Source organism: Anaerococcus nagyae (assembly GCF_040364225.1).
GTDB lineage: Bacteria > Bacillota > Clostridia > Tissierellales > Peptoniphilaceae > Anaerococcus > Anaerococcus nagyae.
Window position 1 is genome coordinate 958,413 of sequence record NZ_AP031484.1, and the last position, 17,652, is coordinate 976,064.

16 protein-coding genes and 2 riboswitches are annotated in these 17,652 nt (G+C 29.3%); of the genes, 10 read left to right on the forward strand and 6 right to left on the reverse strand.

Annotated elements, in window-relative coordinates; translation table 11 throughout:
- The first annotated feature begins 2 nt into the window (after window positions 1-2).
- Both ABXG81_RS04655 and ABXG81_RS04660 read left to right on the forward strand, forming a co-directional pair.
- Window positions 3-2,159 (forward strand): ATP-dependent RecD-like DNA helicase, encoded by a 2,157-nt coding sequence (locus ABXG81_RS04655; protein WP_353528384.1) that lies wholly within the window; start codon window positions 3-5, stop codon window positions 2,157-2,159.
- Entirely contained in the window at window positions 2,152-2,778 is a 627-nt protein-coding gene (locus ABXG81_RS04660; RefSeq protein ID WP_353528385.1) for a ComF family protein, read from the forward strand. The genes ABXG81_RS04655 and ABXG81_RS04660 overlap by 8 nt, the downstream gene beginning before the upstream one ends.
- On the opposite strand, the gene ABXG81_RS04665 is transcribed toward ABXG81_RS04660, so the two are convergent.
- From ABXG81_RS04665 to ABXG81_RS04680, 4 genes are all read right to left on the reverse strand, one after another.
- Window positions 2,775-3,272, reverse strand: a complete 498-nt coding sequence (locus ABXG81_RS04665) for a hypothetical protein (RefSeq protein WP_117522227.1) — start codon at window positions 3,270-3,272, stop codon at window positions 2,775-2,777. The two genes, ABXG81_RS04660 and ABXG81_RS04665, sit on opposite strands and share 4 nt — an antisense overlap.
- Window positions 3,273-3,368: 96 nt before the next feature.
- On the reverse strand, window positions 3,369-4,754 hold the full coding sequence (gene scfB, locus ABXG81_RS04670) for a thioether cross-link-forming SCIFF peptide maturase (protein WP_353528387.1): 1,386 nt from the start codon (window positions 4,752-4,754) through the stop codon (window positions 3,369-3,371).
- Window positions 4,755-4,831: 77 nt separating this feature from the next.
- A complete protein-coding gene (gene scfA / locus ABXG81_RS04675; protein ID WP_117522229.1) occupies window positions 4,832-4,981 on the reverse strand; it encodes a six-cysteine ranthipeptide SCIFF in 150 nt (49 codons plus the stop codon).
- 73 nt (window positions 4,982-5,054) lie between these two features.
- A complete protein-coding gene (locus ABXG81_RS04680; RefSeq protein WP_209814481.1) occupies window positions 5,055-6,383 on the reverse strand; it encodes an aminotransferase class V-fold PLP-dependent enzyme in 1,329 nt (442 codons plus the stop codon).
- A gap of 88 nt (window positions 6,384-6,471) precedes the next feature.
- Here ABXG81_RS04680 and ABXG81_RS04685 point away from each other — a divergent pair, with 88 nt between their 5' ends.
- From ABXG81_RS04685 to ABXG81_RS04720, 8 genes are all read left to right on the forward strand, one after another.
- Window positions 6,472-6,990, forward strand: a complete 519-nt coding sequence (locus ABXG81_RS04685; RefSeq protein WP_117522231.1) for an adenine phosphoribosyltransferase — start codon at window positions 6,472-6,474, stop codon at window positions 6,988-6,990.
- 164 nt (window positions 6,991-7,154) lie between these two features.
- Window positions 7,155-8,084 (forward strand): J domain-containing protein, encoded by a 930-nt coding sequence (locus ABXG81_RS04690; protein WP_353528390.1) that lies wholly within the window; start codon window positions 7,155-7,157, stop codon window positions 8,082-8,084.
- 3 nt (window positions 8,085-8,087) lie between these two features.
- Window positions 8,088-10,673: an ATP-dependent chaperone ClpB gene (clpB, locus tag ABXG81_RS04695; protein ID WP_316111877.1), complete on the forward strand. Its 2,586-nt coding sequence runs from the start codon at window positions 8,088-8,090 to the stop codon at window positions 10,671-10,673.
- A 150-nt stretch (window positions 10,674-10,823) separates the two neighbouring features.
- Window positions 10,824-12,944, forward strand: coding sequence for an anaerobic ribonucleoside-triphosphate reductase (nrdD, locus tag ABXG81_RS04700; protein WP_117522234.1), 2,121 nt, complete (start codon window positions 10,824-10,826; stop codon window positions 12,942-12,944).
- Window positions 12,941-13,438 (forward strand): anaerobic ribonucleoside-triphosphate reductase activating protein, encoded by a 498-nt coding sequence (gene nrdG / locus ABXG81_RS04705; RefSeq protein WP_353528392.1) that lies wholly within the window; start codon window positions 12,941-12,943, stop codon window positions 13,436-13,438. The genes nrdD and nrdG overlap by 4 nt, the downstream gene beginning before the upstream one ends.
- Window positions 13,439-13,464: 26 nt before the next feature.
- The gene (locus tag ABXG81_RS04710) at window positions 13,465-14,061 is read left to right on the forward strand and encodes a LemA family protein (RefSeq protein ID WP_117522236.1); all 597 of its coding nucleotides are present in this window, start codon (window positions 13,465-13,467) and stop codon (window positions 14,059-14,061) included.
- An 8-nt stretch (window positions 14,062-14,069) separates the two neighbouring features.
- Entirely contained in the window at window positions 14,070-14,939 is an 870-nt protein-coding gene (locus tag ABXG81_RS04715; protein ID WP_117522237.1) for a TPM domain-containing protein, read from the forward strand.
- A gap of 8 nt (window positions 14,940-14,947) precedes the next feature.
- Complete coding sequence (locus ABXG81_RS04720) at window positions 14,948-15,451, forward strand: nucleoside 2-deoxyribosyltransferase (protein ID WP_117522238.1); 504 nt, start codon at window positions 14,948-14,950, stop codon at window positions 15,449-15,451.
- Window positions 15,452-16,135: 684 nt separating this feature from the next.
- On the opposite strand, the gene ABXG81_RS04725 is transcribed toward ABXG81_RS04720, so the two are convergent.
- Both ABXG81_RS04725 and ABXG81_RS04730 read right to left on the reverse strand, forming a co-directional pair.
- A complete protein-coding gene (locus ABXG81_RS04725; RefSeq protein ID WP_288223234.1) occupies window positions 16,136-16,660 on the reverse strand; it encodes a folate family ECF transporter S component in 525 nt (174 codons plus the stop codon).
- A 21-nt stretch (window positions 16,661-16,681) separates the two neighbouring features.
- Window positions 16,682-16,773, reverse strand: a riboswitch (THF riboswitch).
- Between the two features lie 242 nt (window positions 16,774-17,015).
- Window positions 17,016-17,537: a folate family ECF transporter S component gene (locus ABXG81_RS04730; protein WP_353528394.1), complete on the reverse strand. Its 522-nt coding sequence runs from the start codon at window positions 17,535-17,537 to the stop codon at window positions 17,016-17,018.
- 21 nt (window positions 17,538-17,558) lie between these two features.
- Window positions 17,559-17,650: riboswitch (THF riboswitch) on the reverse strand.
- Window positions 17,651-17,652 lie beyond the last annotated feature (2 nt).

The following is a 17,652-nucleotide window of genomic DNA, read 5'->3' on the forward strand; positions in this document are numbered from 1 at the left end:
AAATGAAGATAGAAGGCATAGTAACAAACATAGTATATAGGAATAAAGATAATGGATACAATATTATTGTTGTAGAAACTTCTGATTCTGATATCACCTGTGTTGGCACTATGCCTTTTTTTGATGAGGGAGATAATGTAGAAATTGATGGTGAGTTAGTATATCATGATAAGTATGGTGAACAAATTAATGTAAAAAACATAAAGCTTATCAATCCAAAAGGGAAGGATGCTATAATAAACTTTCTATCAAATTCTAATATTAAGGGTATAGGCAAAAGAACTGCGAAGCAAATTTATGAAAAATTTGGCGAAGATTCAATAGATATTGTCTATAATGAAGCCGATAAACTTAAAGTTATACCGGGAATCGGAGATAAAAAAATATTAGATATTAAAGAAACTAGCGAAGTTTCTAAAGACTCTAGAAATACTATGCTTTATTTACAATCTTTGAATATATCCTATAATCTTTCTATGAAAATTTGTAAGCTATATGGTGAAAACACTGTTGATATTATAAAATCTAACCCATATAAATTAGTGGATGATATTAGTGGTGTAGGTTTTGCTATGGCAGATAATATTGCTCGTAATATGCAAATGGAGTCTAATTCTAAATTTAGAATTTCTGCAGGAATTAGCCACATACTAAATTACGAAGCAGAATTTAATGGACATACATCTTTAAAACTTCAATATTTAATAAATAAGGTTAGTTATTTAATTAAAGTTTCTGATAAAGAAATATGTAACACTATAAAAGAAGATTCTCTTGCTGGAAAGCTAGTTATAGTAGTTATTGATGATCAAGAGTATGTTTATAAGAGTTCTTTATATAAAGCTGAAAAATATGTAGCTATGGAGCTATCAAAAAAGAAAGATAGTGAGTATATATTTGAGGTTGATATAGATGAGGATTTATCTGCATTTTCCAAGGAGCAGCAATTAGCAATAAATGAAGCGTTTAAAAACATGCTTTTAGTAATAACTGGTGGACCTGGTACAGGTAAGACTACTATAATCAATGCTATTAAAAAGATTCTAAATAAAAATAACTTAAGTTATGTTATGCTTGCGCCAACAGGTAGAGCAGCCAAGAGAATACAAGAATCTACAAACGATGATGCCTATACTATACACAGACTATTGGGCATTAAACCAGACGAGGCATTTGCAGAATATAACGAAGAAAATCCTATTGAGAAAGATTATATTATAGTTGATGAGATGAGTATGGTTGATATCTATCTTATGAAGTCTCTAATAAGCGCAATTGCTCCTACCACAGCTCTTATTTTGGTAGGAGATAGTAATCAACTGCCATCTGTAGGACCTGGAAATGTATTAAAAGATATAATAGAAACTGATATAAATACAATTAAGTTAAAAAAAATTTTTAGACAAGGATTAGAATCTAATATTATAGTTAATGCCCACAAAATTAATAATGGTGAATATCCAATATTAAATGAAGCAGGTAAAGATTTCTTTTTTATAGAAGCAAATAAAAATAACTTTGATAAAATACTCACTAATTTAGTAAATGAAAGACTGCCGAAATATTATGGACTAGATAAGGTCAAAGATATTCAAATTTTATGTCCTAGTAAAAAAACTCAATGGGGTTCAACTAATATAAATACAAATATTCAGCAAATAATAAATCCTAAAAATAAACTTATTAAAATAAATGATAAGAAATTTAGGATAAGTGATAAGGTTATGCAAATTAGAAATAATTATGATCTAGTGGTTGAAAATTCTTTATCCGATGCTGAAGGTGTATACAATGGTGATATAGGATTTATAATAGATATAGATAATGAAGAAGATAGTCTTGAAGTAGAGTTTTATGATGGTTCTATTGTAAAATATAAAAAAGAAGATATAAAAGATTTGGATTTATCCTATGCTATCACAATTCATAAGTCACAAGGCTCGGAGTTTGAGGCAGTTATAATACCTATGATGCAGGTATCTCCTATGTTATTGACTAGAAACTTATTTTATACTGGCGTAACTCGTGCAAAAAAAATAGTAGTTTTGGTTGGAGAAAAGCGCATTATAAAACAAATGGTAGATAACAATACTTCAAACAAAAGATTTACAAATTTGTCTTATTGGATAAATGAAATGGAGACTATAATAGGTGATTAATTTATTATTCCTTGATAAAAATAAGTGTTATATGTGCAAAGAAGAAGAAATAGCTGCTCATTATCTATGTAAGAATTGTCTTAAAAAGTTAGATTATGTAGCTAATAAATTTAAGATTGAATCATATGATGCACATGCTGTATATTTTTATAATGCCTATATGAAAAAAATGATAGGAGATTATAAATTTAATAGGAATACCTCTTTATCTAAAGTATTCGCTAGTATTTTATATGATTATGGGATGGTGAATAATTTATTCTTATGTGATTATATTTTATCATCTCCTAGTAGCCAAAAAACTATAAATTATAGGGGATTTGACCATATAAAAATGATTACTGATTTATTTATTGATAAAACTAATTGTGAGCACCTTGAAGGTTTTTATAAAATAAAAAATACTAAAGCTCAGCATAAATTAGGAAAAGAGGGTAGAGCTAGTAATCTTAATGGGGCATTTGTTTGCAATAAAGATTTAACTGAAAAAAGAGTTCTATTGATAGATGATTTAATTACTACTGGATTTACTGCTTTGGAAATAATTAAGTGTCTTGAAAAATCCAACGTAAAAGAGGTGGTAGTTTTATCTATCACCTCTGAACATAGGGTTTCTTAGTTTTTATCCTTTGGTTCTACTGTTTCTGTAGTTGTAGTATTTGGTGTTGTATCTGTAGTTTCAGTTTTGTCATTGTTAAAGGCGAATTTCCATAAAGCCCAAAGAAGAAGAACTATTAAAACCCAGAACCACCAGTTAGAATAGAATGGCTTCTTTTCTTCTACATTGTTAGTCTTTGTTTCACTAATATCTCGCTTATTATCAGTATGAGTTGTTGTTCCTTCTGTATTGACTCTCTTATAATCTGAAGTATCTACTTTTTCTTTGGTTTTATCTTTAGCATCATTAAAATCATTTTTTACATCAGACTTTACATTATTAAAGTCATCTTTTATGTGTTCATTTGTTTCTTTAAATCCTTCTTTTACATTTTCAGAAGTATTTTCAAAAGATTCCTTTATCTTTTCTCCATTTTTATCTAAATCTTTTTTTAAATTATCTGTATTTTTATTTGTATCATTACCAGCTTCGAATGTTCTTTTTTCGTCAGTCATTGTATTCCTCCATTTTTTCTTATATAATAAAAATACCCAATAACAAATATTTAACACATAAATGTTATTAGGTATCTTAATTTTATATAAAAATTTTTAGGCTATAGATTCTTTTTTCTCAGATTCTTTCATGTACTCATAAATTTTAATAGCTATTGCCATTTCTATTCTTTTTTTAAATAACTTACAAGAATAATCATGAGTTTCATTTATATCACCATTAGCATTGTAATTATTTGCAGCACATCCTCCTGAACAATACATATTTGCCCAACAAGATTTACATTCTTCTTTAGAGTAACAATTACATTTCTTAAAATCTTCTATAATATCATCTCTAATTATTCCTTGGTTTATATCTCCAATAATAAAGTCATCATTACCTACAAACTGATGGCAAGGATAGAGTTCTCCACTTGGTGTAATAGCCATATATTCAGTTCCTGATCCGCAACCAGAGATTCTTTTGTGAGCACAAGGGCCGTTTTCTAAATCTATCATATAATGGTAGAAAATAAATTTGTTATTATTATCTATAGCATCTATCATCATATCGGCTAATTTTTCATATTCTTCAAAAAGAACAGGTAAATCTTCTTCTTTTAGAGCATAATCTGATTTAGAATTACCTACTACTGGTTCTAGTGAAGTTCTCTTAAATCCTAAGTCTAAATAAGTTTTAATATCTTTTGTAAAATCTAAATTATTTGCAGTATAGGTTCCTCTCATATAGTATTCTTTATCACCACGTTTACTTACAAAGTTTTGAAATTTTGGTACTACAGTATCAAAAGAGCCTTTTCCTCCAATAGTTTTTCTAAATTCATCATGGATTTCACGCCTACCATCTAGAGATAGAACTACATTTTTCATATTTTCATTTAAATATTCTATTTTATCATCATCTAGGAGCATACCATTTGTTGTAAGAGTGAAATTGAAATGTTTATTATACTTTTCTTCTAAATTTCTAGCATAGTCGACAGTTTCTTTAACTACATCCCAATTCATAAGAGGCTCTCCACCAAAGAAGTCTACGTCTAAATTATAGTGATTACCAGAATTTTCAATTAAAAAATCTATGGCTTTTTTTGCAGTTTCAGTTGTCATTATAGCATCTGGACCGTGGTATTTACCTCCCTTTGCAAAGCAGTATTCACAAGATAAATTACAGGTATGAGCTACATTTAAGCAAATAGCTTTTACATTTGTAGGTCTATTTACAACGTCTATCGATAAATCAGCAAAATTATCACTTGTAAATAGCATTCCTTCATTTACCAAATCACAAACTTCTTTATAAGCTTCACCAAATTGATCATCTGTAAGATTATATGTAGTAAGTTTATTTTTTATGTCCTCTTTAGCATGATCTTCATATAAAGATATTATTTCATAAGTGATATCATCCACAGCATGGACTGATCCACTATAGGTATCTAAAACTATATTAAAGCCTTTGGCTTTATATTGATGTATCATATTTTCTCCTTGAAATTTATATTAAAATTATAGTAAAACACTAGGAAATATCAAAGAAAAAAATAAGGGTTAAACCCTTATTTATTCTTTTTGCTAACACATTCTTGGTTAGCTACTCCACAACTTGTTTTACAAGCTGATTGACAAGATGTTTGGCATTCACCGCATCCGCCGTCTTTTTTACTTTTGTGGAGATTTCTTGTATTAAGTGTTACAATTCTTTTCATATATATTCTCCTCATATATAAATATGTATGTATCTAATATACATTTTAATCTTAACAGTTATAGATTTATTTGTCAATTTATTACTCTTATATATTTATCAATGTTTAAAGAAACATTACTAGATTGAAGTTGATTAATGTTATCTATTATTCTATTGTCTATAAATTCGCCTGGAGTAATTAAAGGTATGCCAGGTGGATAGGCATATACAAAACAGGCTGATATCTTATCTAAGCTATTGGATAGGGTAACATTTTTACTATCCATTAGTATGGCCTCCGATATTTTAATAGCTTGCTTAGGAATTGTATAAGAAAACTTTACATCATTTTCTATTTTGTATATACTCTTGTCAATGCTAATTAGAGCTTCTTTTAATCTTTCAAATCCTTTTTTACTATCAAAGATTGTTGAAATTAGTAGGCAATAATTTGGATAAGCCATTTCTATTTCAATTTTTTCTTTTCTAAGAAGATTTTGTAAGATTATTCCGTTAATATTTGTATTTTTTGTTGAAATTAAAATTTTGGATTTATCTTTAATTATATTATCTATTAATTTTAAATTTTTTAATTCTAATGAATATAAGTCATTTAAATTTTTATTTAAATCTTTATACAAAATTGAGAATTTATCAAAATTTTCTATCATTTCATCTATAGATTGCATTATTACATAAGATGGAGAGGATGTTTGAAATATAGCCATATTTCGTCTTATTTCTTTTGCTAAAGACTTATTATTTATTAGTACACCAGCTGAGGGAGTTAAACCCGATAAATTCTTGTGAAATGATGTAATAGCTATATCAAAAGCAGTACTATAAAAATCTTCTAAAATAAAATGTGAGCCATGAGCTAAGTCCACTACTAATGGAGTATTGTTTTTCTTGCACCATTCATAGATTTTATCTAAATCTAAAACGTAACCTTCATAAGACGGTGAGGTTATTAAAACAGCAGCATAACAATTATTATTTAACTTTTTTTCTAAGCCTGCATAGTCTATATTAATTACAGCGTTTATTTCATTTGTGACAATATCTATATAATCAACGTCAAGATTAAATACTTCAATTGCATTATATACAGCTTTATGGCAACTTCTCTGTATTAGTACTTTTTTATTTTTGTAAGTTAATGAGCGAATGCTAGCCAATATACCACAAGTTGAACCATTTGTTGATATTATAGATTCATTTACATTATAAATATTAGATAGACTTAATTCTAAATCATGTAGAATTTCTTTTGGATTATTTAAATTATCAAAGCCATCTATTTCAGTAATATCCCTTTTATAAGGTAAATCATTTCGTAATATTGAGCTCCTTTTTGCTCCAGGCATGTGAAAGGGGTAATAATCTTTTTTTAGATATTTATCTAACTTTTCATTTAACATATAAAACTCCTATTCTTTATACGAGTATAATATTATTATATCAGAATAGATGTTATTATTTAGGGTATAATTTATTTGGAGGATTATAATGGATATTAAATCAACAATTAGAGTTATAGAAGGCTACCCAATTGAAGGTATATCTTTCAAGGATATTACTACTTTATTAAAAAATAAAGAAGCATTTGAAGAGTCATTAGATTTACTTGAAAAAGAAATAAAAGACTTAGACTTCGATTATATAGTAGGTATAGAATCTAGAGGTTTTATATTTGGAGCTCCTCTTGCTGATAGATTAAATAAAGGATTTATACCAATAAGAAAGCCAGGAAAGCTTCCAGGAGAAATTGAGAAAATTTCTTATGACCTAGAATATGGTGAAAATGAATTGGAGATGCATAAGGATGCCTTAAATCCTGGAGAGAAGGTTGTGATAGTAGATGACCTAATAGCAACAGGTGGATCTGCAAAGGCTGCTGCTAACTTAATTGAAAGTCTTGGTGCAGAAGTTGCTGCCTTTGAATTTTTAATAGAACTAGAAGATTTAAATGGTAGAGATGTTTTAAACGATTATAAAGTAATATCTGTAGTCAAATATGACCATTAATTGAGGCCTTCTTTTGAAGGCTTTAATTAATTATTTTGTTTTTATTAATATAATTAAGCTTAATATAAAAATTATACATTCGAGCTTGAATATATACATAAGCATAGTATAATTTAATTAAGGTCAGAGATGGTCAAATTATAATCTAAAATGGTGGAGGTAGTATGAAATATAGAGATTATTATGAAGTATTAGGAGTAGATAAAAAAGCAAGTGATGCTGATATAAAAAAAGCTTATAGAAAACTTGCTAAGAAATATCACCCAGACCTTCATCCAGATGATAAAGATGCAGCAGATAAATTCAGCGAAATAAGTGAAGCTTACGAAGTTTTATCAGACCCTAAAAAACGTAAAAAATATGATAAGTTTGGAAAGAATGCCAACTTTACGGGAGGACAAAACTTCGATCCTAGTGACTTTGGATTTGATTTTGGAAACTTTGGTGGAGGATCTTATACTTATACAAGTGGCAGTGATAGCGGATTTTCAGACTTTTTTGATAGTTTATTTGGAGGATTTGGAAAATCTACCTACAATAGAGGATCTTCTCGTAAGTTTACAAATGCATCTGGTAGGAATTTTAATACAAAGAAAAAATCAACCTTGGATGCAAGGATAGAAATTACTATAAATGAAGCCCTTAATGGTACTAAAAAAAATGTAGCTATAAAACATAAAGATACTACAAGTAATGTTGAGATTAAAGTACCAGCAGGAATTAAGAATAATAATAAAATAAAAATTGATGGTTCAAAATATGGAATTAATGCATATATTTTAGCTAAAGTTATTATAAAAGACGAAGAAAATAGAAGGTTAGATGGAATTGATATTATTCAAGAAGAAAAAATCACACCTTGGAAAGCATATTTTGGAACAAAAATAAAAGTGAATACACTAGATGGTAGCTTAATGGTTAATATTCCAGAAAAAATAAATTCTGGTCAAAAGATTAGGCTTAAGGGATATGGATATAAAGATAGAAAGGGAAACAAAGGAGATTTACTTCTTGAAATTATAATAGATAATCCAATAGAATTGTCCGATGAAGCAATTAAGTTATATCAACAATTAGATAAGATAGGAGAGTAGTTTATGGACTATAATAAATTTACACAAAAATCAGCAGAAGCTATCAATGATGCTAATAATATTGCTATTAAAAATAGTAATCCCGAAGTAAATGAAATACATTTAAATTATGCTCTCATAGAAGATTCTAATTCCATAGTTTCTCAAGTAATTAAAACTATGGGGGTAGATTATGATGCATATAAGAATGAAATAAAAGATCTTATGGAAAGACTTCCTCAAGCAAGTGGTGGATCAAATATTTATCCGACCCAAACATTTACAAGAATTCTTTTAAAAAGTGAAGATGAAGCTGATGCTATGGGAGATAGTTTTGTTTCAACAGAGCATATATTTGCTTGCTTACTTAATGAGAAGACACAAGTAAGTGACGTAAATAAAAGTTACGGCTTAAAGTATAAAGAATTTAAAAGTTCTATCGATAAGGTCAGGAAAGGTCAAAAAGTAACTACAGATAATCCAGAAGAAACAAATAATCCCCTAGAAAAATTTGGTAGAGATCTTACTCAAGAAGCAAGAGAAGGAAAAATTGATCCTGTAGTAGGTCGTGATAGTGAAATTAGAAATGCACTTAGAATTTTGTCTCGCCGTAAGAAAAATAACCCAGTATTAATCGGTAATCCTGGTGTAGGTAAAACTGCAATAGTAGAAGGTCTTGCCCAAAGGATAGTAAATAATGATGTGCCAGAACCACTTCAAGGTAGAACTATCTTTTCTTTAGATATGGGATCATTAGTAGCCGGAGCAAAATACCGTGGCCAATTTGAAGAAAGACTTAAATCAGTATTAGAAGAAGTTCAAAAGTCAGATGGACAGATTATTATGTTTATTGACGAAATTCATACTTTAGTTGGTGCTGGTAAGTCAGAGGGAGCTATGGATGCTTCAAATATTATGAAACCAATGCTTGCTCGTGGAGAGATCAAAGTTATAGGTGCTACAACTTTAAACGAATATAGAGAATATATAGAAAAAGATGGTGCACTTGAAAGACGATTCCAAAAGGTAATGGTAAATGAACCAAGTATTGAAGATACTATTAGTATTCTTAGAGGAATCAAAGATAAGTATGAAATATTTCATGGTATTAGGATCCAAGATAGTGCGGTAATAGCAGCTGCAGAGTTATCTGATAGATACATCACAGATAGATTTTTACCAGATAAGGCAATAGATCTAATGGATGAGGCTTGTGCAACAGTTCGTACAGAAATTGATACTATGCCAACTTATCTTGATGAACAAAAGAGAAAGCTTCTTCAATTACAAATTGAAATTACTGCTCTCAAAAAAGAAGAGGATGAATCATCTAAGAAAAGACTTGCTATTCTTGAAAAAGAATTGGCTGATTTATCTGAAAAATATGACGAAGATTTTCTAAAATGGAAAGAACAAAAATCTTCTATTGATGATGTAAAAAAAATAAAAGAAGAAATAGATAAGGTCAATGTAGAGATAGATCAAGCTGAACGTAATTATGATTTTGAAAAATTATCCGAATTGCGTTATGGAACTTTACCAGCATTAGAAGAAAAGCTTAAAAAAGCAAGTGAACTTTCTCAAAATGATAACGCTGATTCTATAAAAGAACAAGTTACAGATGAAGATGTGGCAGATGTAGTAAGTAATTGGACAGGTATACCAGTTTCTAAACTTGTAGAAAGTGAAAGAAGCAAAATTCTTCATCTACCAGAAAAACTTCACGAAAGAGTAATAGGACAAGATCAAGCAGTAGAATCTGTTTCAGATGCAATTATCAGAGCTAGATCTGGTCTTAAAGATCAATCTAAACCAATCGGTTCATTCATATTCTTAGGCCCTACAGGAGTGGGAAAGACAGAGCTTGCAAAGGCTTTATCTGAAGCTATGTTTGATGATGAAAATCACATGATAAGAATTGATATGAGTGAGTATATGGAAAAATATTCTGTATCTAGACTTATAGGAGCAGCACCAGGATATGTAGGATATGAAGAAGGTGGACAACTTACAGAAGCAGTTCGCCGCATGCCATATTCTGTAATCTTATTTGATGAAATAGAAAAAGCTCATCCAGATGTATTTAATATATTGTTACAAGTTTTAGATGATGGTAGGCTTACAGATAGTATGGGTAGGACAGTTGACTTTAAAAATACTATTATAATAATGACTTCAAATATAGGATCAAGTTATCTTTTAGATGGATTAAAAGATGATGGTTCTATTGATGAGGAAAATAAAAACTTAGTAGAAGAATCACTTAGAGCTTCATTTAAGCCTGAGTTTTTAAATAGGATCGACGATATAGTAATGTTTAGTCCGCTTACAAGTGAACAAGTATACAATATTATTGATTTACAAGTAGAAGATATTAAAAAAAGACTTAAAGATCTGAATATAGGGCTTGAAATTACTCCAGCAGCTAAGGAGTATATATTAGCTAATTCTTATGATGTAGAATTTGGTGCTAGACCAGTAAAAAGATATTTACAAACAAATGTTGAAACAAAACTTGGTAAACTTATTATTGAAGGAAAGATAGGGGCCAAAGATACAGCTATTTTAGATGTTGATAGTGAAAAAAAATTAACTTTTAAGAAAAATTAATTAATTTAAGTTTATAAGGATGTTCTATGGTCTAAATAGCAACATCCTTATTTTATTCCTGGTTTTTTGCTGTAATATACTATATATAGTATATTATTTACTTGCAGAACTATATATGGTATACTACTTTAAAAGTAGGAGGCTTATAAAATGACAACGGTATTAAAAAGAGATGGAAAAAAAGTTGATTTTAATAAAGAAAAGATAAGTTCTGCTATTCTAAAGGCTATGAATTCACCAAGCGGCATATATGTAAAAGGTCAGCCAGAAGAGATAGCATTTATAATAAAAGAAAAGTTTGAGAGTAAAGATGAAATATCTATATATGAGATAGAAGAAGCAGTCTATTATGAATTAATTAGCAAAAATAATCCAGCGACTGCTAGAGCCTATGAATCATATAAATCTATACAAGCTTACAAAAGAGAACAAAATACCTCTGATAAAGATATATTAGGCTTACTGAATCAAACAAATATTGACGTTATGGATGAAAATTCAAACAAAAATCCTTTGATAGCATCCACTCAAAGAGATTTAATAGCAGGAGAAGTAGCAAAAGACATAGCAAAAAGAAAATTAATTCCTGCTCATTTAGTAGAAGCTCATGAATCAGGAGCAATACATATTCATGATCTAGATTATCTTATCCAACCTATTTTTAATTGTTGCCTAGTAGATATGAAAAATATGTTAGACAATGGCACGGTTGTTAACGGAAAGTTAATAGAAAGTCCAAAGTCATTTCAAGTGGCTTGCAATGTTATGACTCAAATAATAGCACAAATTGCATCTAATCAATACGGAGGTCAATCTATTAATATATCTTGCTTAAGCCCTTATCTTAAAAAGTCTTATGATAAAAATTTAAGACTTTGTAAGCAAACCTTAGCTGATGAAAAAGCTGCTTTAGATATGGCTAAGGCAATGACTAAAAAAGATTTAGAATCAGGTATTCAAACCATTCAATATCAAATAAATACACTAATGACTAGTAATGGACAGGCACCATTTGTAACTCTTTTTATGCATACAGATGAAAAAGATCCTTATCTAAATGAGACTGTGAAAATTATAGAAGAAATTTTAAAACAAAGGATACAAGGAATTAAAAACGAAGCAGGAGTATATGTTACTCCAGCGTTTCCGAAATTAATATATGTACTAGATGAAAATAACGTAATAGAAGATAGTAAATTTTATTATCTTACAAAACTTGCTGGAAAGTGTACAGCAAAAAGAATGTATCCAGACTATATTTCAGCTAAGAAAATGAGAGAAAATTACGAAGGTAATGTTTTTTCTCCAATGGGATGTAGGGCATTTTTACCTCCATACAAAGATGAAGACGGTAATTATAAATTTGATGGAAGATTTAATATGGGAGTATGCACTATAAATCTTCCACAAATTGGAATCCTTGCTAAAAATGATGAAGAAAAATTCTTTAAAATTCTAGAAAAAAGGTTAGAACTTGTAAAAGAGGTTGGTCTTTTAAGATACGAACACTTAGCAAAAGTAACAAGTGATTCTTCTCCAATACATTTTCAACATGGAGCGATAGCAAGGCTTCCTAAGCACACACCTATAAAAACACTTTTGGAAAATGGTTATGCTACTGTAACAATAGGCTATATAGGAATTTATGAAGCTAGCATACTAGTTACTGGTAAATCTCATACAAGACCAGAGGGAAAGGCTTTTGCACTTAAAATTATGGAGCTATTAAATGAAAAGAAAGAAGAATGGAGCAAAGAGTATGATATAGCTTTTGCTGTTTATGGAACACCTGCAGAAAGCCTAACTCACAGATTTGCAAGCACAGATAAAAAAAGATTTGGTGAAATTAAAGATGTTACAGATAAGGGTTATTACACGAATTCATTCCATGTAGATGTTAGAGAAGAAATATCTGTTTTTGAAAAATTTGATTTTGAATCAGAATTTCAATCGTTATCAACTGGTGGATGTATTTCTTATGCAGAAATACCAAATATGACAAATAATATAGAAGCTGTTTTAACAATGATAAAATATATTTATGATCATATTCAATATGCAGAATTTAACACCAAGTCGGATTATTGTAGCAAATGTGGATTTGATGGTGAAATTTTATTAAATGATGGAAATGAATGGTATTGCCCTAATTGTGGAAATAAGGATAAGAGCACTCTTACAGTTGTAAGAAGAACTTGTGGATATTTAGGAGAAAATTTCTGGAACGAAGGACGAACAAAAGAAATCAAAGCCAGGGTTTTACACATATGAATTATGCACAAATTAGAAAATATGATATAGCTAATGGTCCTGGTATAAGAACAAGTATATTTGTTACTGGTTGTCATATTAATTGTAAAAATTGTTTTAATAAAGATTATCAAGATCCTAACTTTGGAAATATATGGACAAAATCGACAACAAATGAAGTTATATCATATTTAAATGATCCGAATGTAGCAGGACTTACAGTCCTAGGTGGTGAGCCGTTTGAGCATGCAGCAGACTTATATAAGATAGTAGATGAAATAAAGAATCAAATAGATAAGTCTATATGGATATACTCTGGTTTTATATTTGAAGATTTATTAAAAAATGAAGATTCAAAAAAGCTTTTAACCTTAATTGATATTTTAGTAGATGGACCATTTATAGAAGAAAAAAAAGATTTGACTTTAACTTTTAGAGGATCTAGTAATCAAAGAATTATTGATGTTCAAAATAGCATAAAATCAAATCAAGTTATTTTATATAATGGGTATTAATACTATATATATCTTAAGGAGGAAAAATGAATAGACAATATAGTAAGAAAAAAGGTATTGGAGCAGTAGGAATCATACTTATAATAGTGGCTGCCTTATTGATACTTATAGTTCCAACCTATAATAGACTTGCAGGAAGTCGAGAAAATGTTAATGAAGCTTATGCTCAAGTTCAAAATGTTGTGCAAAGAAGGGCAGACCTCATACCTAACTTAGTAAATACTGTTAAAGGTTATTCTGACTATGAAGGTGAAACACTTACAAAAGTAACAGAAGCCCGTGCAGGTATTAATCATGCTAGTTCTCCAAAAGAACTTGCTGAAGCAAATGAAGAACTTAGTCAAGCTGTTAGGGAGATAAATGTTGTTGCAGAAGATTATCCAGATTTAAAAGCAAATACCCAATACACACAGTTAATGGATGAACTTGCAGGATCAGAAAATAGAATTTCTGTAGAACGTGGCAACTATAACCAAGCAGTAAAAGAATATAATTCGGACTTGAAAAGATTTCCTACAAATTTAATTGCAGGAATAACAGGATATAAAGAGGCAGAATATTTTCAAGCTAGTGAAAAAGCCCAAGATGCACCAACAGTTGACTTTAATTCTGATAAAAAATAGGAGTAAATATGAAGAGGGAAAAATCATTTAGAATCAATTTAATATTTTCGATAATCTTTTTATTTTTTCCTTTAGTTTCTTTCGCAGATACATCCATACCAAGTCCACCAAATAGCTTTTATCTAGATGATTTAGGTATGATTGATGAAGATACCAAAGAAAATATTACTAAGACAAATAGAGAACTTGAACAAAAGACAGGTTCTCAAGTAGTAGTGGTAACTATGAAGAATCCAGATGGTTTACCTGCAAGTGATTTAGCTACAAAGATATTTAATTCTTGGACAATAGGTGATAAAAATAAAAAAAATGGTGTACTGATGCTTATTACCCAAGATGACTTTACTAATAAAAGAGAAGTCTTTATCTCTACAGGTTATGGTATCGAGGGAAGACTTAATGATGGTAAGGTAGGTAGAATTATAGACAACTTTATGATGTCTAATCTAAAAAGTGGGAGTTATTCTGCGGCTATTAATGAGGGTTTTAATGCTATAGTAGGTGAAATAGCAGATGAATATGGAGTTGAACTTACTGGAGATTATGATTATTACTTAGATGCTGATTCAGAATCTTATAGTGGCGGTCTTAGCTTAGGAACAATTATCTTTATGTTCTTTATATTCATAGTTATAAGTAATATGTTTACTAGATATAGCTTTTATGGTAGACCGGGTCGTAGATATAGAAGAGGATATTATAATAATCCATATAATTCTTACCGCCGTTATGGAGGATCCGATCCATTTAGAGGATCTGGATGGGGCAACTCATCTTCATTTGGAGGTGGCTCATCATTTGGTGGATCTGGTTCATCTGGTGGATTTACAGGTGGTGGAGGTACCACTGGTGGCGGTGGCGCAGGAAGAAGTTTTTAGGAGAGATAATGAGAGGATATTTAGCAAGTCATTTTTTTAATGATGCTATGTTTAAATGGACAGAAAATATTGCATCATATATTGAAAATAATACAAATTTAGAATTATATGTACCTCAACGAAATGCAGATATAAATGATAAGAAAAATAATGACGATATAATTACCGACATTAAAATTTCTCAAGCTGATACAGCCGAGCTAAAAAAATCAAATATTTTAATAGCTTGTCTTGATGGACTAACCATAGATGATGGTGTATCAGGAGAGATTATGGCTCATGGAGTTATGGCTGAATTTGAAGAAGAAAATAATATAGACTTTCCTAGAATGATAATTGGAATAATTACAGATATGAGATATCAAGGAACAGGAGAAAATAAACTCTACAGAAATCTTATGATAGTAGGTAAGGTTAAAGAGCATGGACATCTTATTACTGGCTATGCGGGAGATGATTCATATTTAGATGAAGTAGTTAATTATATAAATAAATTTATTGAAGAAAATTAATAAAAAGTGCTGCTGAAAAACTATGAATAATTATCATCCTATCATTAGAAGGTTCTCTTAGGAAATTTTTTACATAGCCTGTCGTATCGTGTAGGCAAAATTTCCGTATGGTTCTTCTAATGATTTTGGACGATTTATTCATTATGCAACATCTCATTTTGTTTAGAAAGTAAAATTATATTAGCTTTAAAATAATTCTTCAATATCAAAATTATTTTCAATCATCTTATTTTCCAACATAAATTCTTTACTTCTTTCAAATCCTTTTCTATCTTTAACACTTATTTTTATAGAAAAATCATACATATGATTATATGCCTTATCATCTATATCGAATTCTTTTCTAAATGTTAAAAAATCTTACAATAAAAAATAAAAGGCTATACTTAATAGATTGTACTGACCTCCTTAAGTTGATTTGTTAGTTCAACTTTTGGGATCAGTACATTTTATAAGAAAATTTTTTTTCATAGTAAACCACTTAATTTTATTGTAACACTATAGTAGAAATTATAAAAAATTAAGTTGAAATTAAAGACAATTTAATAGTAAGTATAAGAAATAAATGACTAAAATAAAGAATGAAGATATGAGTATTAGAGAGAAATTAATTTATATTATATATTCTACTAAGACTATATATCTCCATTGTTGATAAACCTAAAGCTTGATGCTTACATCATATTATGCATATGCATATTTTTGGACTCTTGGTACTATTATTTTTAAAATGATAGTATTAAGAACTGTTTCTATAAGTTGTTTAGGAACCCTTCTTAAAACATAAATCCGATATGGATTTCTTGAGTATTGTTGTAGCCAAATAGAATCTAATAAAAGTCTAATGATCATAAAGCTAAATATACAACTTAAGATTATTTTCAAATTAAGTTTTTCTTCTATTTTATCATTAAAAAAATAAAAAGAAATTAGACCTGGTCCAAATCCCATTAGAAATGCACTTAAAGTAAAACCTGGATGAAATATTCCATCTGGATTGATTAACATTCCCACTACATCAGCTAGAGCACCAGTTAGCCCTCCGAACCATGGACCATAGAAAATACCAGATAAGATTATTGGCATATAACCAATTCCAATTTTTTTATTGACAGGAATAGTTATAGTGAAAAATCTTCTCAAAACAATTGACAATGCTGCTAGAATTGCTATTTTGGTTAGTTTATTAATCGTAAATTTTTTATTCAAATTTATCCTCCTTTTATCAGAGGCAGCGGTTGCGATAGAAAATCATAGCTATATGCTTCGTTTAAGAACAACAACCCATTTCTTAACACTTAATGCTTTCTATCTACTCTGATGATTACATGATAACATATATATGTAATATTAAAAAGAATAGTCTATAAAATAGGTTTATATAATAAAAAATAAGGCTTGTTATAGAATGAATAAATTGCCCCAAAGTCATTATAAAAATCTCTAAGGAAATTTTGCCCTGACACTGGCAGACTAAAATTGGACCACCGAGCATGGGAGGTAAAATTTTCTAAGAGAACTTTTTAATGATGGGACGATTTATTCATAGTTCTGCAACAGACCTTTATTTAACTATAATTTTATTTAGTTTTGGAAAGATTAAGTATAGTAATAACCAATTCATAGACATTTCTATAATTGATTTTATGATTCTACTTATTAAAAGTGGCCAATAGCTAGCTCCAGTTAATTGAGAAAGCCATATAGTATTTAAAAAAAGTCCTACTATCAAGAAATTAAAAATAGAACAAGCTAAACTTGTTACAAGATTTTTATTTTTAATATTAGTATTCGAAATCTTTTTACTAATTATTCCTGATGAAAATCCAGTAAGAATAGCTGTCAAGGTAAAACCCGGATGAAATATGCCTTGAGGAAGAACTAAGATTCCTATGATATCACCTAATCCTCCAGTGATTGCTCCTGCTAACGGTCCATAAAAAATTCCAGAAATCATTATAGGTAGTAATATAAAACTATATCTTCTAGTATCACCTACGTTTATACTGAAAAATTTAAAAACTACAGATAACGCAGTCAGCAAGGCTATTGTTGTTAAATCCTTTGTGCTTATTTTTTTATTCAAATTTATCCCCTTTCTATCAGAGGCAGCGGTTGCGACAGAAAATCATAGCGATATGCTTCGTTTAAGAACAACAACCCATTTCTTAACACTTAATGCTTCCTATCTACTCTGATAA